General features: G+C 71.3%; 19 protein-coding genes and 1 pseudogene. 9 read left to right on the forward strand and 11 right to left on the reverse strand.

Features of this window, described 5'->3' with window-relative positions:
* Positions 1 to 66: 66 nt before the first annotated feature.
* Positions 67 to 1,530 (reverse strand): endo-1,4-beta-xylanase, encoded by a 1,464-nt coding sequence (locus AB0C29_RS04470; RefSeq protein ID WP_360815005.1) that lies wholly within the window; start codon positions 1,528 to 1,530, stop codon positions 67 to 69.
* A gap of 252 nt (positions 1,531 to 1,782) precedes the next feature.
* Between AB0C29_RS04470 and AB0C29_RS04475 the strand changes: the two genes are divergently transcribed.
* The gene (locus AB0C29_RS04475) at positions 1,783 to 2,952 is read left to right on the forward strand and encodes a PQQ-binding-like beta-propeller repeat protein (protein WP_360815008.1); all 1,170 of its coding nucleotides are present in this window, start codon (positions 1,783 to 1,785) and stop codon (positions 2,950 to 2,952) included.
* 1 nt (position 2,953) lies between these two features.
* On the opposite strand, the gene AB0C29_RS04480 is transcribed toward AB0C29_RS04475, so the two are convergent.
* The 3 genes and pseudogenes from AB0C29_RS04480 to AB0C29_RS04490 form a co-directional block, all read right to left on the reverse strand.
* Positions 2,954 to 3,877, reverse strand: coding sequence for a hypothetical protein (locus AB0C29_RS04480; protein WP_360815011.1), 924 nt, complete (start codon positions 3,875 to 3,877; stop codon positions 2,954 to 2,956).
* 95 nt (positions 3,878 to 3,972) lie between these two features.
* Positions 3,973 to 4,515: a DUF5984 family protein gene (locus AB0C29_RS04485; protein ID WP_360815057.1), complete on the reverse strand. Its 543-nt coding sequence runs from the start codon at positions 4,513 to 4,515 to the stop codon at positions 3,973 to 3,975.
* Positions 4,479 to 4,589: pseudogene (locus AB0C29_RS04490) on the reverse strand (DUF5984 family protein); the annotation flags it as partial. The pseudogene AB0C29_RS04490 and the gene AB0C29_RS04485, both read right to left, overlap by 37 nt.
* 71 nt (positions 4,590 to 4,660) lie before the next feature.
* Between AB0C29_RS04490 and AB0C29_RS04495 the strand changes: the two are divergent.
* Entirely contained in the window at positions 4,661 to 5,182 is a 522-nt protein-coding gene (locus AB0C29_RS04495; RefSeq protein ID WP_360815014.1) for a hypothetical protein, read from the forward strand.
* A gap of 39 nt (positions 5,183 to 5,221) precedes the next feature.
* On the opposite strand, the gene AB0C29_RS04500 is transcribed toward AB0C29_RS04495, so the two are convergent.
* A complete protein-coding gene (locus AB0C29_RS04500; protein WP_360815017.1) occupies positions 5,222 to 7,045 on the reverse strand; it encodes a ricin-type beta-trefoil lectin domain protein in 1,824 nt (607 codons plus the stop codon).
* A 75-nt stretch (positions 7,046 to 7,120) separates the two neighbouring features.
* Complete coding sequence (locus tag AB0C29_RS04505) at positions 7,121 to 8,134, reverse strand: LacI family DNA-binding transcriptional regulator (RefSeq protein ID WP_360815020.1); 1,014 nt, start codon at positions 8,132 to 8,134, stop codon at positions 7,121 to 7,123.
* A 230-nt stretch (positions 8,135 to 8,364) separates the two neighbouring features.
* On the opposite strand from AB0C29_RS04505, the gene AB0C29_RS04510 reads away from it, so the two are divergent.
* Genes AB0C29_RS04510 through AB0C29_RS04525 form a run of 4 tightly spaced genes read left to right on the forward strand, consistent with a single transcriptional unit; the run spans position 8,365 to position 13,097 of the window.
* Positions 8,365 to 9,618, forward strand: a complete 1,254-nt coding sequence (locus AB0C29_RS04510) for an extracellular solute-binding protein (RefSeq protein ID WP_360815023.1) — start codon at positions 8,365 to 8,367, stop codon at positions 9,616 to 9,618.
* Between the two features lie 13 nt (positions 9,619 to 9,631).
* A complete protein-coding gene (locus tag AB0C29_RS04515) occupies positions 9,632 to 10,573 on the forward strand; it encodes a sugar ABC transporter permease (RefSeq protein ID WP_360815026.1) in 942 nt (313 codons plus the stop codon).
* Positions 10,570 to 11,379, forward strand: a complete 810-nt coding sequence (locus AB0C29_RS04520; RefSeq protein ID WP_360815029.1) for a carbohydrate ABC transporter permease — start codon at positions 10,570 to 10,572, stop codon at positions 11,377 to 11,379. Before AB0C29_RS04515 ends, AB0C29_RS04520 begins: the two co-directional genes overlap by 4 nt.
* A 23-nt stretch (positions 11,380 to 11,402) precedes the next feature.
* Entirely contained in the window at positions 11,403 to 13,097 is a 1,695-nt protein-coding gene (locus AB0C29_RS04525) for an MGH1-like glycoside hydrolase domain-containing protein (RefSeq protein WP_360815032.1), read from the forward strand.
* On the opposite strand, the gene AB0C29_RS04530 is transcribed toward AB0C29_RS04525, so the two are convergent.
* Positions 13,094 to 14,047 carry a YafY family protein gene (locus AB0C29_RS04530; protein ID WP_360815035.1) on the reverse strand — a complete coding sequence of 318 codons (954 nt, stop codon included), beginning with the start codon at positions 14,045 to 14,047 and terminating at the stop codon, positions 13,094 to 13,096. The genes AB0C29_RS04525 and AB0C29_RS04530 overlap by 4 nt on opposite strands.
* 62 nt (positions 14,048 to 14,109) lie before the next feature.
* Between AB0C29_RS04530 and AB0C29_RS04535 the strand changes: the two genes are divergently transcribed.
* On the forward strand, positions 14,110 to 15,213 hold the full coding sequence (locus AB0C29_RS04535; RefSeq protein WP_360815038.1) for an epoxide hydrolase: 1,104 nt from the start codon (positions 14,110 to 14,112) through the stop codon (positions 15,211 to 15,213).
* A complete protein-coding gene (locus AB0C29_RS04540; RefSeq protein WP_360815041.1) occupies positions 15,210 to 16,268 on the forward strand; it encodes a winged helix DNA-binding domain-containing protein in 1,059 nt (352 codons plus the stop codon). The genes AB0C29_RS04535 and AB0C29_RS04540 overlap by 4 nt, the downstream gene beginning before the upstream one ends.
* Here the strand turns inward: AB0C29_RS04540 and AB0C29_RS04545 are convergent.
* From AB0C29_RS04545 to AB0C29_RS04555, 3 genes are read right to left on the reverse strand one after another with little or no spacing between them, the layout of a single operon-like run.
* Positions 16,224 to 19,160, reverse strand: coding sequence for a BTAD domain-containing putative transcriptional regulator (locus AB0C29_RS04545; protein WP_360815044.1), 2,937 nt, complete (start codon positions 19,158 to 19,160; stop codon positions 16,224 to 16,226). The two genes, AB0C29_RS04540 and AB0C29_RS04545, sit on opposite strands and share 45 nt — an antisense overlap.
* Positions 19,161 to 19,169: 9 nt before the next feature.
* Positions 19,170 to 19,577 (reverse strand): VOC family protein, encoded by a 408-nt coding sequence (locus AB0C29_RS04550; RefSeq protein WP_360815047.1) that lies wholly within the window; start codon positions 19,575 to 19,577, stop codon positions 19,170 to 19,172.
* Complete coding sequence (locus AB0C29_RS04555; RefSeq protein WP_360815050.1) at positions 19,574 to 20,062, reverse strand: nucleoside deaminase; 489 nt, start codon at positions 20,060 to 20,062, stop codon at positions 19,574 to 19,576. Before AB0C29_RS04555 ends, AB0C29_RS04550 begins: the two co-directional genes overlap by 4 nt.
* Positions 20,063 to 20,156: 94 nt before the next feature.
* Here AB0C29_RS04555 and AB0C29_RS04560 point away from each other — a divergent pair, with 94 nt between their 5' ends.
* On the forward strand, positions 20,157 to 20,810 hold the full coding sequence (locus AB0C29_RS04560) for a helix-turn-helix domain-containing protein (RefSeq protein WP_360815052.1): 654 nt from the start codon (positions 20,157 to 20,159) through the stop codon (positions 20,808 to 20,810).
* A gap of 32 nt (positions 20,811 to 20,842) precedes the next feature.
* On the opposite strand, the gene AB0C29_RS04565 is transcribed toward AB0C29_RS04560, so the two are convergent.
* Positions 20,843 to 21,439 (reverse strand): hypothetical protein (locus tag AB0C29_RS04565; RefSeq protein ID WP_360815055.1); only part of this gene is annotated, 597 nt, incomplete at its 5' end.

Here is a 21,439-nt window from a genome sequence, read left to right on the forward strand (position 1 = left end):
CTCGCGTCCCGATCGCGCCGACGCCCGGGCCGGCCGGTTCGAGGGCGGCCCGGGCGTCGGATCAGCTCACGAGGCGGTGCAGGTGGGCGTGGCGCCGACGGCGCTGCCGGTGCCCTGGAAGCCGAACTCCACCGACTGTCCGGCGGCGACCCGCCCGTTGTAACTGACGTTGGAGAACTGCACGGCGCCGCTGGTGCCGGTGTTGGTGGCGTTCCAGCCGCTGGTCACGGTGGCGCCGCTGGGGAGGTTCAGGCCGACGGTCCAGCCGTTGATCGGGGCGGACCCGGCGGTGACGCGTACGGTGGCGACGAACCCGCCGTTCCAGGAGTTGAGCGACACCGCGGCCGAGCATCCGGCCGGGACCGGCGGCGAGCTGGCCGAGGCCGACGGCGAGACCGGGGGCACCGACGGCGAGACCGGCGGCGAGGAGACCGGCGGTGAGCTCGGCGGGGTCGTGGTGCCCCGGCCCTTGTTGAGCTCTTCGAGGACGGCCGTGTACGCGGCCTTCTTCTGGTAGTTGCCGTTGCTCCCGGTGAACAGCAGGCCGCGCTCGGAGGCGCGCCACGACTCGCTGTCGGAGATGCCCCAGACCGTGATGCCTGTGCACCGCGCGACGTTCAGGCAGGCCCGGACGACCTTGCGGTAGTTCTCCGCCTGCCCCTGGCCGATGTCGTTGTTGCTGAGGTCGTCGTCGATGTCCAGCTCACTGAGGTGCACCTCGACGCCGAGGTCGGCGAAGCGCTGGATGTTGGCCTGCAGGTCGGCGGTGATGATGCTGTTCGGGTTGTCGTTGAAGTGGCTCTGGAACCCGACGCAGTCGATCAGCTTGCTCGACCCCTGGGTGTACGCCCGCACGATGTCGTACAGGGCGTCGGACTTCCGGTTGCGGCCGCCGCCCTGGACCGTCAGGCCCTCGACGTCGTAGTCGTTGATGCAGAGCTTGGTGCTCAGCCCGTTCTGCTGGACGACCTGCTTGGCCCGGGTGAAGGAGTCCCGGATGTAGTCGGTGTCGGTCGCGTCGAAGTAGTCACCGTCGCCGTTGGCGTCACGGTCCAGGGTGTGCGGCCACTGGCTGCGGCGCGTCCCCGCGTTGTTGTCGGCCAGCGACTCGTTCACGACGTCCCAGTAGGCGATCTTGCTGCCCCAGCGCGTCAGCGCGTTGCCGATGTACGTGTTCAGCGTCGACTGGTTGGCGCCCTGCAACTGCCCGGCCTGCGAGTACCAGACCATGGTGTGGCCGCGTACCACCATGTTGTTGGACTGCGCGAAGTTGACCAGCGTGTCCGCGTTGCCGGTGTTGCGCAGCGTGCCGTTGGCGTTGGCGATCGCGTCCGGCTTCATGTCGTTCTCGGGGGTGAGCTGGCCGAACTCGCTGGAGAAGAAGGAGTTCAGTTTGCCGGGACCCGCGGCGGCGCCGAAGAACAGGCCGGCCTCGGCGGCGGCGGCCCGCAGGGTGCTGGCGGCTGCTTCAGCGGTGCCGGTGGACTGCACGGTCACGACGCCACCGACCAGAAGAACCGCTGCGCCCATCGCTGCAAGTTTCGGTCTACTTCCGGCCCGTCCAAGTACGCTACTCACGAGGTTTCCTCCTTGTTTCGACCCGGTAAGCCTCAGCCAAATATCGGGAGCTGTCAATCAGAAGTTACGAATAGTGGATCTTGAAGTACCGAAACTTCCGGAGATTTAGAGGTCGCTCGACCGGGTGAGCGCCGCGCCCGGCAGCCGTCCATCGGGGACATGCCTCCCTACGGTGATCTTCTTGTCCCGTGCCGAGGAGATGCCGTGAAACGTCGTTACCTAGCCGTCGCCGTGGTCGCCGCGATCAGCGCCACCGCCGGCCAGATCCCGCTCCCGGATCCGGCCGCCGCGACGACGCCCGACGCCTGGGGACAGGCCGCGGCCCACGCGACCGGCGACTACTACAACCCGGGCGAGACCCGGCTGACCCCCGCGACCGCCGGCCAGCTCAGGCCACGCTGGACCGTCCCGCTGGCCACCGCGAAGTGCGCTGCCCCGGCCGTGCCCCTGGTCGGCGCGAACCGGCTGATCACCGCGGCGGCGTACCGGATCAGCGGTTACGACGCGACCACGGGCGCGCTGGCCTGGCGGACACCGGCCACCACCAGGAAGACGAGCATCAGCCTCGCCGCGATCGTCGGGACCAGGCTCGTCGCCCAGTCCCGCGACTGCCGGTCCGGCAAGACCTTCCTGACCGCCCACGACGTGACCACCGGCAAGGTCCTCTACCGCAAGCGGATCCCGGAGACCATGTACGGCCTGCTCGTCGACAAGGGCATCGTGGTCGGCAGCGTGTGGGACGCGCCGATCAGCAAGTACGGCATCCGGGCGTACCGCATCGCCGACGGCTCGCGGGTCTGGGCGCGGCAGGGCTCGATCGCCGGGGAGACAGTGGCCGCCGGCGGCAGGATCCTGGTGGTCGGCGACGACTCGACCACCGCGGTCGACGTCACGACCGGCAGAACGGTGTGGCCGGCCGACGCGGGTTGTCACACCCCGATCGGCGCGTCACCCGACGGCTCGACGTTCTACCTGCGCTGCGATCCTGACGAGCGGATCCGCAGCGTCGACGCGGCCACCGGAGCCGTGCTGAAGACCTTCCCGAGCCACGGCTCGACCTTCGGCTTCGCCACTGATGGCGAGCGGATCTACCTGCACACCTTCTCCAACGAGCTGATCGCCGTCGACGCGAAGGACGGCCGCCGGGTCTGGACGGCCACCTTCACCGAGGACGCCCCCATCACGTTCGCGGTCGGCGGGGGAGTGGTGTACGGCTGGCGGGACACCGGTCACCCACTGGCGGCGTTCGAGACGCGTACCGGGAAACCGATCACGCTGGACGCGAAGACCGCGGCCCTGCAGGGCGCACCGATGGTGGCCAACGGCCGGCTGTACGGCCGGACCGGGTCGACGGTGACCGCGTACGCGCCCTGAGTCAGCGGCTTCCGGCCGCCGTGACTTTGTAGGCCTCGCCGTCCACCGCGATGGGGTAGCCGAAGTACGTGTAGCCGATGTTGTAGAGGGTGCCCTGCTCGCCGGCGGCGGTCTCGTCAGTGAAGGTGATACGCAGCGTGGCCGTGTACGACTCGCCGGGCTGCAGGCTCGGGTTGTCGTCGGTGTACCACCAGTAGTAGCTGTTGCTCGGGCCGGACACGGGCGTCCACTGGTCGCCGTCGAGGCGTTCGACGACGACCTGCTCGTTGCCGGCGCGGTAGAGCGCCAGGCCCGGGCGCAGAATCGAGTACGCCAGCGGCGTCGTGTTGGTCAGCGACATCGTCACGACGGTGGGCGTGCCGACCTGGAGCTCGCCGGACCAGCCGGTGATGTCGGCCCGCGGCTCGACCAGGGCGATCCGGTCGGCCCTGCGGTCGGTCGCGAACACGACGCCGTCACCGTCCAGCGCCTCGGTGGCCACCCGGACGGTCATCTTGTCGACGTGCGGGGCGCTGTCGGTGGGCCGGGTCGAGACGCGCAGCCGGATCGTGGTGGTGGCGTCGGCGTCGACCCCGGACAGCGCGGGGGTGGTGGCCACCAGGGCATCGCCGCGGACCTCGTAGTCCAGCGGGCGGTACTGGGTGCCGAACTGATAGCTGAGCACCAGCGTGGAATCGAGCGGCCGCAGGGCACTGCCGGAGACCGGCGTGACGGTCATCCGCAGCGCGACACTCGACCGCGCGGTGCCGCCGGTGTTGACCACCTCGACCGGAACCTCGGCGGCGGTGAGCCCGGCGCCGACAACGGCCGGCGGGGCGAAAGAGATGTGAGGTGACGCGGCCGCGGCGGCCGGAGCGACGGGCAGCGCCACGGCGCCGGCCAGCAGCAGGGACGTAGTGGTGGCGCGCAGGACGGCAAGACGCATGTCGCAATACCCCCGTGTCGTGACAGATCTTCCGGCCACCATAGCGGTCCCGATCGATACGTGATGTCCCGTCGGGTCAGGGTGAGCTCTGTACGTCACCGGCGAGTCGGCGGGCTCCTTGCCGGACGGCGGCCCAGTCGGTCGCCGGTGTGCGGCCGAGGCTCCTGGATCCGCTGGTGCATGGCGGTCATCAGCTCGCGGTCGAGCGTGTGCACCGCCTCGACGTAGGCCTCCGTCGGGACACTGCACCGCTGGGCGAAGCCGATCTCGCCGTCGTCAACGTGCTGCCAGTCCAGGGTGATCTCGTCGCGGTCGCCGTCGACGGTTCGCCAGAGCCTCAGGTGGGGAGGGTGACGCAGGTAACCGAAGTCGAGGTAGTGCCCGCTGTGCCAGTTCACGGCGGTGACCACCGGGTGATCCGGGCCGTCGTCCACCTCGGGAACGAAGTCGAGCGGATCACACGCCCACTGCGTCGAATCGGTGGCGATGAAGGACTGCAGGTCGTCGGGCACCGCCTCCAGGATGTCAGGGGTGAGGACATTGACGTCCTCCCAGAGCCGGCCAGGTAGTAGTCGACGTCCGGATACGGCTGCCCGGCGACCTCCAGCCAGTACCGGCCTTCCGTAAGCCCGAACCAGTGCAGCGACGGCCGATCGCCGCCCCACGGAGACACCTCGTCCAGCGGGCACAGACGGAAACCGAACCTGATCATCGGACAAGTCTGCCGGGGCGCCCGGGTCCGGGTCGATCGTGGGCTCCAGTACCGCTGACACAATGGTCCTCGTGGCTTATGGAGTGGTGCTGCGGCCGGACGCGGAGACCTCGCGGTCGCTGATCGAGTTGTCGCATGCGATCGGGGACGGTCACGAGCCGCTCATGCTGCTCGGGGAGGAAGCACCCCCGCACCTCTCGGTCCTGCACGTGGACTGCGCCGAGGACCAGACGGCCGGGATCGTCGCCGCGACCGCAGCCCACCGGGGCCGGATCTTCCCGGCGACCATCATCGGCCTGCTGTACTCGGTGGTTCCTCCTGGCGACTACTACGTGCCGACCGGCGGCTACTACTTCGGCCTGGAGATCGTGCGGAGTTCGGAGCTGGACGCCCTGCACCAGGAGTTCCTGGGTCTCGGCCACACGCCGCTGGGTCTGGTGGACCGGGACTACCGCCCACACATCACCCTGGGCATGACGGCCGGGCCACCTTCCCGGCCGCCGTTCCCGAAGATCCCCACCGGGGTCGTCCAGCTGACGATGTCCAGCGGCCCGGTGGGGCCCTTCGGAACCTTCCCCGACCTCCTCGATTGACCACGTCCGCCCGATGGGCGCCGCGGGAGGGAGCCGGGTTTATCGGCCGAGCAGTCGCCAGGTCTGGTTGAGGGGACTCGCTTGAGCCACCGGCTTGCAGGTCCACTGGTGGACGACGGCGCGCGCCGCGGTGGACACACCGCTGACGTCCACGCACTTGCCGCTGTGCCGGGCCACGAGCTGGTAGTCGTGCGCGTCGTTGCCCGCGTAGCTGACCCGCCGCAGAGTGAACTGCTGGTTCAGCCCGCCGCTGAGGCAGGTCCACTGCTGCACGGCGGCGCCGTCGGCGGTTGATACTCCGCTGACGTCGAGGCATTTGCCGCTCTGCTGGTTGACGACCGTGTAGGTGTCGGCCACACCGGACACCGGGCGGAAGTTCCACTGCTGCTGGGTGCCGCCGTCGCAGGGGTACTGCTGCTGCTGGTTGCCGTCGGTGGTCCGCTGGTCGGTGTTGTCGAGGCACATCCCGCTGTGCTGGGCCACGGCGGTGCTCTGGAAGCCCGCCGTGCTGGTGGGCGGCAGGAGCGTGATGGTGTACGCATCGGTGATGGTGTTGTTGGCGATGGTCACGGTGGCCGCGTTGCCGTTGAGGGTGACGTTCTGGTCCTGCACGGTGGTGGGTCCGGTGACCGCGCCGCCGTTGTTGTGCGGGATGCGTTGCACCTGCACGCGGACCTGGTTGTTGGTCACGATGCCGGTAGTGGTGTTCAGTCCTTGCAGGTTGACCGCGATGTTGCCGGTGGTGCGCCCGCCGCCGACGAGGATCTTGGCGTTGCCGTCGGCCTTGGTGGCGTACGCGTCGTACCCGGCGGACGCCGTGGTGGACACCCCGGTGCCGGTCTGTCCGGCGTAGAACCGGTAGACCCACCACTCGCCCTTGGGCTGGTACTGCCCGGCCGAGTTGTGGGTGAGCAGGTTGCCCAGGTCGTTGTGCAGGTTGCCGCCGCTGGCCCAGTTGGCCCGCAGCCCGTCGGCGCCCGCGCGTTCGAGCCGGGTGATGTACCAGGCGCCGTCGCCGGGGTTCTGTTCGTCGCCGGCGCCGTACTCGTTGATCTGGTACGGCCGGCTGTGCGGAATGCCGCGGGAGCCGAGCGAGGAGTTCGCGGCGGCCACGTTGGCCACCGGGTCACCGGGCAGGGAGTGCCAGCTGAAGATGTCCGGCACCGCGTTGTTGGCCTTGACGTAGTCCAGGTACTGGCCCCACCAGCCGCCGCTGGTCGAGGGGACGCCGGCCAGGCTCGGCCCGACGATCAGGGTGCCGGGCATGTCGGCGCGCAGCCGCTGGTAGGTGCGCCGCCAGAGTTCGAAGTACTGGGCCTGGGTGCGGTTCCAGAAGATGGAGAGGTTGGGTTCGTTCCAGATGTCCCACTGGACCGGCACCCCGGTGGCTTTGACGTCGGTGATGACGCGGGTGAGGAAGTTGTCGTAGTCGGTCCAGTTGCCGTTGTCGCCGGGGAACCGGGGGATGCCCGCGCCGTCGGCGCCCCACAGGTCGTGCGGCAGCAGGATGAACGTGCCGCCCAGGGCTTTGGTACGCAGCATCTGGGCGCGGGTGGCGTTCCATCGGCGGTCGTATCCGCCGCCTTGCCAGCCGCCGCCGGGCAGCTGGGCGCCGCCGGCCCGCATGGCCTGGTATTTGATGTCGGTGAAGAAGTTGTCCGGTGGTGCGGTGCCGTTCTCGGTCATGCCGTAGATCCAGCCGGACGCCCGGTAGGTCGGCGCGGCCGTGGTGGCAGCGAAGTTCACGCTGATGCTCTGGTCGTCGGCGCGGGCCGGGGCCGGTGCGGCGAGAACGCCGGCGGCGGCCAGCATTCCGGCCAGGAGCCGGCCGATGCGCATACGCGTGGGGGATGCGGGTCTCACGGTGCCTCCGGAGGGGGAGAAGGGCAGCAGGGATCGCGGGAGGAGCCGGCGGCTCGTCCCGGGGGAGCGGACGGTTCAGCTGGTGCGGGCGGGTCCGGTGCTGTCGCGCAGTGAGATGGGCGGCGCGAGCAGCAGGTGGCGCGGCGGGCTGCTGGGCGCGGCGATCCGTTCGAGGAGCAGCTCGACGGCGTGCGAGCCCATTTCGAGGGTGGGGACGTCGGCGGCGGTGAGCTGGGGGCGGAAGCCCTCGGCCCAGTGCCGGGCGGCGACCCCGGCGATGGACAGGTCGCGCGGGACGGCGACGTTCAGCCGCTCGATACCGCGTTGCAGGCCGGGCAGGGCCGCCTCGTTGATGGTCGTGATGGCGGTGACTTCCGGGTGGCGTTCGCGCAGCTGCTCGAACCATTCCTCGCCGGCGGCCGGGTCGTCGGCGCACGGCTGCTCGATCCCGGTCAGGCCGCGCTGCCGGACGGCCTCGGCGAAGCTCGCCTGGGCCCGGTGGGCCGGGCCGTAACCGGCGGCGACCAGTTCGGGTGACCGGTTGAGCAGGGCGATGTTGCGGTGGCCGAGGTCGGCCAGGTGGTGCACGCAGCGGGCCACGAGCGCGGCGTAGTCGACGTCGACCCAGCAGGTGCCGTGCGGGTGGGCGGTGTGGCCGATGGTGACGAACGGCAGCCCTCGCTGCTGGAGGGTGGTGACGCGTTCGTCCTCCAGCCGGATCTCCATGAGGATGACCCCGTCGACCCGGCGGCCGGAGACCAGGCGCTCGAACGAGCGGTCGTGGTCGCCGCCGGACGGCGACAGCAGCACGTCCAGGTCGGCGTGGGCCGCGGCCTCGACGACGCTGGCGACGAAGCCGAGCTGCATGTCGGTCAGGCGCAGGCTGGCCGGCGGGATGACCAGCCCGAGGGTACGGGTCCGGCCCTCCTTGAGGGCCCGGGCGGCGGCGTTGGGCCGGTAACCGATCTCGTCGATGACGGCCTGGATCCGCTGCTTGGTCTCCGTGCTCACCGACCGGCGTCCGCTCAGCGCGTACGACACGGTGCTGCGGGACACCCCGGCCCGCCGCGCGATCTCGCCGATGTTCATGAGGACCTGATCCTATCGCTGTCGAATCGGTTCGCGGCTGACGCTAGGCAGCGACATCCAGCGATGTCAATAGGACGCCGTTGCGATGAACGGGATGTTTCAGAAAGCGACAATACCGGTCGGTTGAGGTGTTGACCGCGCGGTGGCGGAGTCCTACTGTCGGCGCACCGAGTAGTCGAACCGATTCGAATGCCTGTCGTTTCCGTTGCCGCATTCAGGAGTTGTCCGACATGAGAACCTCGACCATCAGCCGCCGGGCCGCCGGCTGCGCGTTGCTCGCCATCACTCTGACCGCGCTCGCCGGCGCCTGCTCCGACTCCGGCTCCCCGTCGTCCGGCGCGTCGGCCAAGGAGTACACGATCTGGGACCCGTACCCGCAGTTCGACACCGGCTCCGACTGGGCCAAGCTGCTGACGGCCTGTGGCACCGGCGCCGGGGTGACGATCAAGCGGACCGGCTACGACACCACCGACCTGACCAACAAGGCCCTGCTGGCCGCGCAGCAGGGCAACTCGCCGGACGTCCTGATCGTCGACAACCCGGTGGTGTCGACGCTGGCCGAGGCGGGCGTGCTGACCACCACCGCGGACACCAAGATCGACACCTCGGCGGCCGAGCCCAACCTGCTGGCCGCCGGGCAGCTGGGCGGCCAGACGTACGGGATGCCGATCGGGGCCAACACCCTGGCCCTGTACTACAACAAGAAGGTCCTCGACGCCGCCAAGGTCGACCCGGCCCAGGTCAAGGACTGGGCCTCGCTGACCGCCGCGCTGGCCAAGGTCAAGGCGGCCGGCAAGAAGGGCATCACGTTCTCGGCCATCGGCACCGAGGAGGGCAGCTTCCAGTTCCTGCCCTGGTTCTGGGGCTCCGGCGCGAACCTGACCCAGCTGGACTCGCCGCAGGCCGTCTCGGCGCTGACCCTGTGGACCGGCTGGCTGAAGCAGGGCTACGCCCCCAACTCCGTCATCAACAACACCCAGACCACCAGCTGGCAGGAGTTCGCCAGCGGCGACTACGCCTTCGCCGAGAACGGCACGTGGCAGCTGGCCAACGCCGAGAAGGCCGGCTTCGAGTACGGGATCATCCCCATCCCGTCCAGCGCCGGCGGGACTGCCCCGGCGCCCACGGGCGGTGAGTTCGTCACCGCACCCGTGCAGAGCGACACCGGCCGGTACGCCGTCGCGGCCAAGCTGATCGCCTGCCTGACCAGCGCCGACAACGCGTACACGACGGACACGACGCTGTCCTACATCGCGGCCACCGACGCCGTGCAGGCCAAGCAGGTGGCCGCGACGCCCGCGCTGAAGGTGTGGGTCGAGGCGGTCGACGCCGCTAAGGGGCGCACCAGCGACAACCTCGGCACCAAGTACCCGAAGATCTCCGAGCCGATGTGGGGCGCGTTCCAGGCCGCCCTCAGCGGGAGCAAGTCCCCGCAGGACGCGCTGAAGGCGGCCCAGGCCACCGCGGCCGCGGCCACCAAGTGACATGGCGGCGCCTGTGACGGAACGCCCGCGCGCGCAGCCGGCGGCTGACCAGCCCGACCGGGCCGCGCGGCGCCGGGGCAGAGCGGAGCAGTGGTGGGCGTGGGCGTTCGCCGCGCCGGTCGTGCTCTACCTCGGCGCGTTCTACGCCTACCCGCTCTACCGCAACCTCGATCTGAGCCTGCGCGCCTACACCGTGCGCTCCTTCGTGCAGGGCGGCGCGCCCTTCAGCGGGCTGGACAACTACCGCACCGTCGCCGCCGACCCGACGTTCCTGCCCGCGCTGACGCACACCGTCGTCTTCACCGTGGTGTGCCTGGTGTTCCAGTTCTCCATCGGGATGGCGCTGGCGCTGTTCTTCCGCCAGAACTTCCCGCTTTCCGCGACGCTGCGCGCCCTGTTCCTCGTACCGTGGCTGTTGCCGTTGATCGTCTCGGCCTCGAGCTGGTCCTGGATGCTCAACAGCGATTCCGGGATCGTCAACGCCGCCCTGGGGGTGTTCGGGGCGGACCCGGTCAACTGGCTGACCGACCCGCGGTGGGCGCTGGTCAGCGTGATCATCGCCAACATCTGGATCGGTGTCCCGTTCAACCTGGTGGTGCTCTACAGCGGTCTGCAGGCGGTCCCGGCGGAGATCCACGAGGCGGCCGCGCTGGACGGCGCCTCCGGCTGGCAACGCTTCTGGCGGGTCACGTTCCCGCTGCTGCGTCCCGTCTCGGCCATCACGATCCTGCTCGGCCTGGTCTACACGCTGAAGGTCTTCGACATCATCTGGATCATGACCCGGGGTGGTCCGGCCGACGCCTCGGCCACCTTCGCCACCTGGTCGTACCGGCTGGGCTTCGGCAGCGCGCTGCCGCGGTTCGGCCCGGGCGCGGCGGTCGGCAACCTGCTGATCGTGATGGCGCTGGTGTGCGGCCTGGTCTACATCCGGATGCAGCGCAGGCAGGCGGCATGAGCAGAGCGCTGAAGACGGTCGCCGGCCTCGGGCTGACCGCCGTCATGCTGTTCCCGGTCTACTGGATGATCAACGTGTCCTTCACCCGGGACACCGACATGCGGGCCGACCCGCCGCACCTGTTCCCGTTCGACGGCACTCTGGAGGGCTACCGCGCGGTCCTGGACCATCAGCTGCCGTACCTGGGCACCAGCCTGCTGGTCGGGGTGGGCACGGTGGCCGTGACGTTGGCGCTGTCCGCGCCGGCCGGATACTCGCTGGCCAAGCTGCGTCCCCGGGGCGGCGGTGCGCTGAGCTTCGTGCTGCTGATCGCCCAGATGATCCCCGGCATCATCATGGCGATGGGCTTCTACGCCATCTACCTGCGCGCCGGCGTGCTGAACTCGGTCGCGGGGCTGATCCTGGCCGACTCGACCATCGCCGTACCGTTCGGGGTGCTGATCTTCGCCGCCTTCATGGCGGGCATCCCGGCCGAGCTCACCGACGCCGCGATGATCGACGGCGCCTCCCGGTGGCGCACGTTCCGCTCGGTGATCCTGCCGGTCAGCCGCAACGCGACCGTCACCGTGAGCCTGTTCGCCTTCCTGTGGGCCTGGTCGGACTTCGTCTTCGCCGCGACCCTCGACGGCGGTGGCGCCCACCAGCCCATCACGCTGGGCATCTACCACTACATCGGCAACAACAACCAGCAGTGGAACGCGATCATGGCCACCGCGGTGGTCGCCTCCGTTCCCGCCACCGTGCTGCTCATCCTGGCGCAGCGTTACGTGGCCGCCGGCGTCACCGCCGGTGCGGTCAAAGACTGAGCCAACACCGGCGAAAGGCACCCATGTCCGTGGTCACCACCTTTTCCGTACGGGACATCCCGTTCAGCCACCGGGAGTCCTGGTTCGACATCTCCCCGGTCATCGCCGAGCAGACCTACGCCGAGGACCTGCACCTGGTCTCGCACCGGTCCGGGATGCACGCGGTGCTGCGTTTCGAGGCCAGGAGCGCGGGGGAGCGTGTCGACGCGCCGGTCTCGGCCACCCCGTCCCGGCTGCGGTGGGAACACCCGTCCGGCCACGTCGACCTGGTCTACGAGAACGCCGACACGATCAGGCTGCGCGGCGCCGGGCTGGGCCTGCGCATCGCGGTCGCGGCGGCGTCGCTGACCCCGTTCTCCGGCACCTACCTCTACCGCGATCCGCGGGACGGCGCTTACGTGTTCACCTCCTATGCCACCGGCCACCGGTACCGGATCACGGTGCTCTCCGGCGACCCGGCCGCCGCCGGCGCCGAACTGCTCGGCACCGGCGACCGGCACCTGGACCTGCCCGGCGGCCCGGCCTGGGAACTGGCCATCGAGGAGTACGCGACCAGCCGCGACCCCTACCGCCCGGCCGCGACCTTCGACGAGGTGGCCCGCGACACCGCTGACGCGTTCGGCCGGTACGTCGAGGCCGTCGCCCCGTGGCGTGACGCCCGCACCCCGGCCGCCGAACTCGCCACGTACGTGTTGTGGTCGGCCACCGTGGCACCCGGCGGGTTCCTCGGCCGCCCGGCCGTGCTGATGTCCAAGCACTGGATGGACAAGGTGTGGAGCTGGGACCACTGCTTCAATGCGCTGGCCCTGGCCGCCGGTGATCCCGGGCTGGCCTGGGACCAGTTCCACCTCCCGTTCGACCACCAGGACCCGACCGGCGCGCTGCCGGACTCGGTGACCCACTCCGAGGTGCTCTACAACTTCGTCAAACCACCCATCCACGGCTGGGCCTTGCGCCGCCTGCGGCAGGAGCTGCCGCCGCTCGACCGGGAGCAGCTGACGCAGACCTACCGGCGGCTGAGCCACTGGACCGACTTCTGGCTCACCCAGCGCCGGGTGCCCGGGCATCCGTTGCCGCACTACCAGCACGGCAACGACAGCGGCTGGGACAACGCGAGCACCTTCGACGCGGGCCGCGTGCTGGAGACCGCCGATCTCACGGCGTTCCTGATCCTCCAGCTGCGGGAGCTGAGCAGTCTCGCCGCCGAGCTCGGTGACGCCGGGGCGGCGGAGCACTGGACGGCCACCGCGGAGCAGCTGAAGACCGCGTTGCTGTCGACCCTGTGGGACGGCAGCCGGTTCCTGGCCCGCGATCCCCGTACCGGTGAGACCTCGGGCAGCACCAGCCTGCTCGCGCTCATGCCCATCGCGCTGGGCGCCGACCTGCCGGCGGAGATCCGCACGACCCTGGCCGCCGGCCTCAAGGCCCACCTCACTCCGCACGGGCTGGCCACCGAGCCGCTCGACTCGCCCCGGTACGCCGCTGACGGATACTGGCGCGGCCCCATCTGGGCCCCCGCCACCCTGCTGATCGAGGACGGCCTGCGGCGGGCCGGGCTCGACGAGCTGGCCGACGACATCAGCAGCCGCTTCCGGGAACTGTGCGAGACGTCGGGCTTCGCCGAGAACTTCGACGCCGGGACCGGAGCCGGACTGCGCGATCGGGCGTACACCTGGACCGCCGCCGTGTACCTGATCCTCGCCGCTCGGATGACCTAGCCGGCCGCCGCGGCACGCTGGTAGCGCTCGGCGAGCTTGCCCAGGACGGCCACCAGTTCGGGTGCGTCGGTCACGGTGAAGTCGGCGTCGAGCATGCCCAGGTACAGCGCGAGCATCTCGGGGTGGTCCGAGCCCGGAGAGAAGGCGCAGCGCTGGTCGCCGAGTTCCTCGATGTCCACCGGGATCGGCAGGCGGCTGCGGACGTGCTCCGCCGAGGCTTCGACGACCACCCGAGCCCGGTACCGCCACGTCGCCTCGCCCACCCCGCGGGAGATCCGGGCCATGAGCTCGGGATCCGGCGGTAGCGACCGCGGCGTGAAGCGCGGCCCGGTCGGCGTACGGGGGTCCATCCGGTCCACCCGGAACGTCCGCCAGTCGTCGCGGTCCAGGTCCCAGGCCACCAGATACCACCGCCCCCGGTGGTGGACCAGCCGGTAGGGCTCCACCGACCGCCGCGCCGCGGAGCCCGCGTGCGTCCGGTAGTCGAAGGCCAGCCGATGATGGTCCCGGCACGCGCCGGCGATGGCGGTCAGCACGTCGGGGTCGACAGCGGGACCCGGGGACGGCAGCACCACCGTCGCGGCCTGGAAGGCGCTGATCCGGTGCCGGAGCCGCGACGGCAGGATCTGCTGGAGCTTGGCCAGGGCGCGCACCGACGTCTCGCCGATCCCGGTGACGCTCGCGGCCGTCCGCAGTCCCACCGCGACCGCGACCACCTCGTCGTCGTCGAGCAGCAGCGGGGGCAGCGCACCACCGGAACCCAACCGGTAACCACCGGCCACGCCGGGCCGGGCGTTCACCGGATATCCCAGCGCCCGCAGCCGTTCCACGTCGTTGCGGACCGTACGGGTGGTGACGCCGAGCCGGCCGGCCAGCTCGGTGCTGGTCCAGTCGGGACGGATCTGAAGCAACGACAGCAGGCGCAGCAGCCGCGCGGAGGTCTCCAGCATTCTTCGATTCTGACCGGAAACTAGGAACAAAGCTTTCCGCTATTCGTCCTAGCGTGATCGGTATGGACATCGAGCCCTTCCGCATCGCGATCCCCGACGCCGACCTCGACGAACTGCACCGCCGCCTGACCGCCGCCCGCTGGCCCGCCGAGCTCCCCGGCACCGGGTGGACCCGCGGCATCCCGCCCGGCCACCTCCGCGAGCTCGCCGACCACTGGCGCACCGGGTTCGACTGGCGGGCCCAGGAGGCCCGGCTCAACGCGTTCCCGCAGTTCACCACCGAGATCGACGGCCAGCGCATCCACTTCCTGCACGTCCGGTCGGACCGGGCCGGCGCCACCCCGCTGCTGATCACCCACGGCTACCCGAGCAGCGTCGCCGAGTTCCTCGACCTGATCGGGCCGCTCGCCGAGGACTTCCACCTGGTGATCCCGTCGCTGCCGGGGTACGCGTTCTCCACCCCGCTGGCCGGCACCGGCTGGACCATGGCCCGCACCGCCCGGGCCTGGGCCGAGCTGATGCGGCGGCTCGGCTACCCGCGGTACGGCGTCCACGGCGGTGATGTCGGGGCCGGCATCTCGGGCCTGCTGGCCGGCCTCGACGGCGAGCACGTGCTCGGCCTGCACGTCGTGACGGACCCGTGGACGGCGGCCGCGACCGCGACGTTCATCCCGGGTATGGCCGAGCGGCTCGACCCGGACGACCCGGTCGACCAGCTCATCAAGGACCGGATGGACGCGTTCCGGACGGACGGCTCCGGCTACCTCTCGATCATGAACAGTCGCCCGCAGACCATCGGGTACGGCCTGACCGACTCACCGGTGCTCCAGCTGGCCTGGATCGCCGAGAAGTTCGAGGAGTGGACGGATCTGCCGATCGACCGGGACCAGCTGCTCACCACGGTCAGCCTGTACTGGTTCACCGGCTCCGGGGTCAGCGCCGCGCACACCCTCTACGACCAGGCGCACTCGTCGGACTGGGGCAGCCCGCCCGGCGTACCGCAGGGGTTTGCGGTCTTCGGTTCGGACGAGACAGTGCGCAAGCTGATCCCGGCGCCGGCCAGCGCGCGCTGGACCGAGCACGGTCGCGGCCGGCACTTCCCGGCCATGGAGGCCCCGGCCGAGCTGGCCGCTGACCTGCGCGCGTTCTTCGGTCCCCTCACATGACGGACGTCCTGAGCCCGCGCGAGCTCAACCGGGCCACCCTGGCCCGCCAGCACCTGCTGCAACGGGCACCGGGCGGGGCGCTCGACATGATCGAGCACCTGGCCGGGATGCAGGCCCAGGCGCCGCTCGCCCCGTACGTCGGCCTCTGGACCCGGCTGCGCGACTTCGTCCCGGACGAGTTGTCCACCTTGACCGAGCAGCGGAAGGTGGTGCGGATCCACCTGATGCGCACCACCGTGCACCTGGTCAGCGCGCACGACGCCCTGGACTGGCGGCTGCTGTTCGATCCGCCGCTGGACAAGGTGTTCCGCGGCGACTACGACCGGGCGGCCCTGGCCCGCCGGGCGGCCACCCTGCTGGAGGAACGACCGCGGACCCGGGCCGAGCTCAGCCGCCTGCTCGCCGAGGACTGGCCGGACGCCGACCCGGCCTCCCTGGCCTATTCGGCCACGAATTCCCTCGCCCTCTGCCAGGTGCCGCCGCGCGGGGTGTGGGGCCGCACCGGTCCGGCCGCGTGGGCCCAGGTGGAGACGTGGCTCGGCGCGACACTGCGATCCGTACCGGTGGACGGTCTGGTGTTGCGCTACCGGGGCGCTTTCGGCCCGGCGAGCGTCCCCGACCTCCAGCTGTGGTCGGGCCTGACGCGTCTGCGCGAGGTCGTCGAACGCCTCGGCCTGCGCACCTTCCGCGCCGAGTCCGGCGAGACGCTCTACGACCTGCCGGACGCGCCGCGCCCCGGCGGGGACGTTCCGGCCCCCGTGCGCTTCCTGCCCGAGTACGACAATCTGCTGCTCTCGCACAAGGACCGCACCCGGGTCATCCCGCACGCCCGCCCGGTGCCACTCCCGGCCGGCAACGGCGCCACCACCGGCACGGTCCTCATCGACGGTCTTTGGCAGGGGACCTGGCGGCTGCACCGCCGGGTCCTGACGGTCAACCCCTTCACCCCGATCCCGTACGCCGAGAGCGAGTCGATGCTGACCGAGGCCGAGCGCCTCACCGCGTTCCTGTCACCCGGCGCGACCTGCGACATCGTCGTCGAGGCCGACTGCTGACGCCTGCTTCAGCAGCGCCTCGGCCTTCGCCTTGAGCAGCGGCACGGACGCGACGTCCGAAGTGGACAGCAGGGTGCGCATGAGTGCGGTGGCACCGGGGGAGTCGCCACCGGCCAGCAGCGCCTCGGCCAGCCGCAGATTCGCGAGGAACACCCCGCGGGGGTCGCCCGCCTCGACCATGCGCCGCAGCGCCTCGCGCGCGTCGCTCATGGCGGCGGGCAGGTCGCCGCGCGCCCGTCGCAACCGGCTGTGGTGCACCAGCAGCCAGCCGAAGCCGTGGGCGTTGTTGACCGCGTCGGTCACCTCGCGGGCCTGCTCGAACGTCGCGTCGGCCAGGTCCAGCTTCCCGAGCGAGATCGCGCAGTCCAGCTTGCGGACCAGCAGGGCGCGATGGCTGTCGTTGTTCCACAGGGCCTGCGTGTGGGCCAGGGCCCGTTCCAGCAGTGGCAATGCCTCGGCCGGCCGGTCCTGCAGGACCAGGGTGTCGGCGTGGGTGCGCAGAGCCAGCACGATGTCGTCCGGGTCGCCGGTCGCGTACGCGATCGCGGTCGCCTCCTCCGCGTGCGCGAGAGCCGGCCGTCCCTGGAACATCCGGGCGAACGCGAGGCCGGTGAGGCTGTGCACGAGTTCATGGCTCAGCCCCAGGCGGCGGAACACGGCGACCGATTCCTCGAACTCCGCGGCGGCGTCGTCGAGGCACAGAGACAGCAGGACATCCGCCCGGCTGCTCGCCTGCCGGCTGGCCACCCGCTCGTCCCCGGCCGTACGGGCGGCGTCCCGGACGGCCGCGCGGACCTGGGCGATCTGTTCGTAGCCGCCCCGGATGGACAGCGGTGGAATGGTCAGGTCGGCCAGCAGCGCCGCCTTGTCGTAGCTGCCCAGCACGCACGCCTGCGTGATGGCGTACAGCAGCTGGGCCCGCTCGGTCTGCAACCACGCGCCCGGGTCGGCGGTCAGGGCCGCGAGGTCCACCGGCGCCGCATCGAGGTCGTCCGGCAGCGGGTCAGGCGGCAACCCGTCCTTGCGGTCCACCCGCACGTGCACGTCATGGGCCAGCACCAGGAACGTGTCCAGCAGCCGCCGGTACGCGGCCCGGGTCACCTCCCGGTCCTCGCCGCAGGCCAGCTCCCGGGCGAACAGCGCGACCAGGTCGTGCGGCCGGTACCGCAGCTGCCCGGTCAGGTCCAGGCCGGCCGGGTCCAGCAGCCCGGCCGCCATGAGCTGCTCGACAGCGCGTTCGCCGTCGCCGCCGTCGAGGACCGCGCCGAGCGTCCAGGCGGCGAAGGACTCGGCGGGCAGCAGACCCATCCGGCGCAGCGCCAGCTGGACGGGGCCGGCCAGCCCGCCGTAGCCGACCGCCAGTTCGGAGCGGACCGCCAGGTCACCCACGGCCAGCTCGTCGAGGCGCCGGCGCTCGTCCCGCAGCCGATCCGCCAGCGCGCGCAGCTGCAGGGTGGGCCGGGGCTGGAGCCGGGCGCCGATGATGCGGACCGCGAGGGGAAGGCGGCCGCAAAGCTCCACCAGCTCCTCCGCTGCCGGCCGCTCGCCGGCGACGCGGTCCGGATCGAGGATCTCAGCGAGCAGCGACACCCCTTCCGCCACCGAGAACGGCTGCAGGCGGTGATGATCGGCGGCGGGAAGCTCGTCCAGTGACCGCCTGCTGGTGATCAGGACGGCGGAGCCGGCGGTTCCGGGCAGCAGCGGTGCCACCTGTCCGGCGTCGGCGGCGTCGTCGAGCACGATCAGGACCCGGCGGTCGGCCACCCGCGCGCGGAACGTCGCTGCCCGCGCCGGTACCGAGCGCGGCTGGGCGTCCGGGAGCAGCCCGAGCGCGTACAGCAGCTCGCCGAGCACCTCGGACACGTCCCGAGGAGCCGCGCCGCCACCGCCGAGATTGACGTAGAGCTGGCCGCCCGGGAACTGGTCCCGTACGCGGTGCGCGACCTGCACGGCGAGCGCGGACTTGCCCACGCCGGCCACCCCGCTCAGCACCACGATCGGCAACCGGGCCGGCTCGCCACCGGCGTCCAGTGAGCCGGCGATCGTGGCCACCTGATCGGCCCGGCCGACGAAGTCGCCGATGGCCGGGGGCAGCTGGCACAGCGCTGTCGGATTGGGTGCGGCGCTGCCGGGGGCGTCGCCGTCGAGCGATTTGCCGAGCAGGATCGCCTGGTGCACAGCGCGCAGTTCGGAGCCCGGATCCAGGCCCAGCTCGGTGCGCAGCAGGGCTGCGACGTCGCGGTAGACCTTCAGGGCTTCGGCCTGCCGGCCCGACCGGTAGAGCGCGTGCATCAGATGGGCCCGCAGCCCTTCCTGCAACGGGTACGCCGCGACGAGCGCCCGCAACTCCTCGACGACCGCCCGGTGGTGCCCGAGCGCCAGTTCCAGCGCGAACCGGCGTTCGGCCGCCTCGAGGCACCGCTCCTGCAGCTGCGGCACCTCCTCGCGATGCAAGGTGGCCGACTCCACGTCGGACAGGATCGGACCACGCCACAGTGCGTTCGCCGCCCGCAACGACTCGAGGGCGGCCACCCGGTCGCCCTGACCCAGGGCTGTCCGAGCGCTCTCCAACAGCTCGTCGAGCTTCTGCAGATCGCAGGAGCCCGGTGGCAGCTCGATGACGTACCCGCCGCTGCGTGTGTGGATGGCGAAGTCCGCGCCCAGCTGCCGGCGCAGTCGTGCGACGTACGTCTGCAGGGCCGCGCGCGCCTCAGCCGGCGGCTCGTCGTCCCACAGCCGGTCGATCAGGACGCTGACCGGCACGACGCGGCCCGCGTGCAGCACCAGCGACGCGAGGATGATCCGGAGCTTCGCCGCGGAGATGACGACGAGCGCGTCGTCCCGCCGGATCTCCAGGGTGCCCAGGACGCGGAAATGGATGACAGCCGCCACCGGCCCCCCTCAAGCGGGACCCGGGTCCGTCGGCTCCTCGAACAGGGTCAGGTGGATCGTCCCGGGCGCGTCCATCCGCGCGTTGACCGAGTCCCACGGCGTACGCGTGGGTGGCGCGACCGGGGTGGCCCCGGCCTCGATCGCGGTGCGGGTGGCCGACTCGCAGTCCTCGACCTCGAGCGCCAGGCGGAACCGGGGTGCGACCCGGCGCCCGACCTCGACATCGTCGATGAGCTCGATCTGCGCGGTGTTCGACAGCTCGAGGGTGGCCCGGCCCGCGTCCAGGATGGTCACTTCGGCGCCGCCGCCACCGGAGTAGGACTCCGCGACGGGCATCCCGAGCGCGTCGCGAAAGAACGTCACCGCCTGCTCGTAGTCCTCCGCGTGCACCACGAGGCGGAGCTGGCGGACCGTCATGCCGTCGACCTCCGCAGCGCGGCCCGGTGGTGCAGCTCGCGCATGACGTCGAGCAGTTCGTCGGCCGGCCCGGAGACCGTGATGCCCGTGGTGACCGCCTCGACGGGAAGCACGCGTACGGGTCCGGGCGCGAGCCCCCAGCCGGTGCGCCACTCGGTGAGCTGCACCGCGGACACCGCATAGACGATGCGGCCGAGCCCGACCCACGCGTGGGCCGCCGCACACATCGGGCAGTGCTCACCCGAGGTGTAGACGGTGCAGCCGGGCCGGGTCGCCGCGGGCACCTCCGTGGCCGCCCACCGGGCCAGGTCGAACTCCGGGTGTCTGGTCTCGTCCCCGGCTCCGGCGCGGTTGCGTTCCTCCCGCAGCAGCTCTCCGTCGGGTCCGACCAGCACGGAACCGAACGGGTCGTCGCCCGCGTCGAGCGCCTCGCGCGCCAGCTCGACGCAGCGGCGCAGGTGCACCAGGTCGATGTCGGTCAGCAATTCTGGCCCCCGTCGGCTGAAACGGAACGGAACGTATTGCTCCTCCGGCACGCTAGCAGAGCAGCTCAACTTGATCCACTGCTAGCCTCCACTGATGGCCGAGGAACAAAACCGCAGCTCCCTGAGCGGCCGCCGGGCCGAGGCGCAGCGCAACGACGGGCGCATCCTCGACGCCGCCCGGGCGGTGTTCCTGGCCGATCCGGAAGCGCCGATCGCGAAGGTCGCCGTGCAGGCCGGAGTGGGGATCAGCGCTCTGTACCGGCGCTACCCCAGCAAGGAGCACCTCCTGCGGGCGCTGGCCGAGGACGGCCTCAACCGCTACGTCGCCGATCTCGAGACGGCGCTGGCCTCCGCCGACGCGCCGTGGGACACCTACGTCGCCTGCCTGGAACGGGTCGTCGACGGCCAGAGCCAGGCCCTGGCGCAGCGGCTGGCGGGCACGTTCACCCCGACGCCCGAGCTCTCGGCTCTCGCCATGCGGGCCGGCAAGCTGGCCGAGACCCTCTTCCAACGGGTCCGTCGTTCCGGCGAGCTGCGCGGCGACGTCTCCGAGGCCGACGTCACGCTGCTGCTGGAGATGATCGCTTTCATCGAGCTCCCCGGCGCCGATGGTGGTGCCGCCCTGCGTCATCGTTACCTCGCTCTGCTGCTCCAGGCTCTGCACGCCCCGGCCGAGGCGCCACTGCCGGGCCGCCCCGCGCGCCAGTCCGACCTGGCCGCCCGCTGGCGAACCGCGGGGACCGTCTGATCGGCGACGCACGGGGCTCCGGCTCTGCTGCGCTAACGCGTCGGGGTGGGCTCGACCGGGACGTCGTCGTCGTAGTCCGGCGCCTGACCGTCCGGCGACGCCCAGATCACCACGACGCCACCGGCCAGCGGCGCGGTGTCGAAGATGATCCACGAGCCCGGCACCTCGGCGGCGGGGGCCTCCAGCGACTTCGGGCCGACCCGGTAGCTGGCCTTCTGCCCGTTAGCGCTCAGGAGCCGGCGCGCCTCCGACACGCGCTTGCCGACCAGAGCGTCCAGGGACGCCTGGTCCGTGGTGGTCAGCACGGGGGCATCGCCCTCGACGGTTTCGCCGGGCAGCGGGGTGCGGCCGAAGACGATCCGGGCGTGCCCACGGTAGGAGAGCGGGACCCGGACGCCGACCGCGCAGTTGCCGTTGGCGGTGCAGTTCCCCGGGGCTTCCACCGGCTCGATCCCGCGGACGTCGTCCTCCTGGAAGACGACCCGGCCGACGCGCTCGGGCTCGGCGGCGGCCAGCGAGAGGTCGATGTCGAGCCCGTGCGCCGCCAGCTCCTCGCGGTATCGCCGCGGGTCGGCGGCCGGGTCCTGGATGCGGATCTCCAGGTACTTGGCGCCGGAGGTGATCCGGAG

The organism is Actinoplanes sp. NPDC048791 (genome assembly GCF_040650095.1).
Lineage (GTDB): Bacteria > Actinomycetota > Actinomycetes > Mycobacteriales > Micromonosporaceae > Actinoplanes.

Bases quoted from the DNA above. Each gene is read 5' to 3' on its own strand.
- AB0C29_RS04470 (WP_360815005.1), bottom strand. From the start codon at position 1,530: ATGGGCGCAGCGGTTCTTCTGGTCGGTGGCGTCGTGACCGTGCAGTCC.
- AB0C29_RS04480 (WP_360815011.1), bottom strand. From the start codon at position 3,877: ATGCGTCTTGCCGTCCTGCGCGCCACCACTACGTCCCTGCTGCTGGCC.
- AB0C29_RS04505 (WP_360815020.1), bottom strand. From the start codon at position 8,134: ATGAACATCGGCGAGATCGCGCGGCGGGCCGGGGTGTCCCGCAGCACC.
- AB0C29_RS04510 (WP_360815023.1), top strand. From the start codon at position 8,365: ATGAGAACCTCGACCATCAGCCGCCGGGCCGCCGGCTGCGCGTTGCTC.
- AB0C29_RS04520 (WP_360815029.1), top strand. From the start codon at position 10,570: ATGAGCAGAGCGCTGAAGACGGTCGCCGGCCTCGGGCTGACCGCCGTC.
- AB0C29_RS04525 (WP_360815032.1), top strand. From the start codon at position 11,403: ATGTCCGTGGTCACCACCTTTTCCGTACGGGACATCCCGTTCAGCCAC.
- AB0C29_RS04530 (WP_360815035.1), bottom strand. From the start codon at position 14,047: ATGCTGGAGACCTCCGCGCGGCTGCTGCGCCTGCTGTCGTTGCTTCAG.
- AB0C29_RS04535 (WP_360815038.1), top strand. From the start codon at position 14,110: ATGGACATCGAGCCCTTCCGCATCGCGATCCCCGACGCCGACCTCGAC.
- AB0C29_RS04540 (WP_360815041.1), top strand. From the start codon at position 15,210: ATGACGGACGTCCTGAGCCCGCGCGAGCTCAACCGGGCCACCCTGGCC.
- AB0C29_RS04550 (WP_360815047.1), bottom strand. From the start codon at position 19,577: ATGACGGTCCGCCAGCTCCGCCTCGTGGTGCACGCGGAGGACTACGAG.
- AB0C29_RS04560 (WP_360815052.1), top strand. From the start codon at position 20,157: ATGGCCGAGGAACAAAACCGCAGCTCCCTGAGCGGCCGCCGGGCCGAG.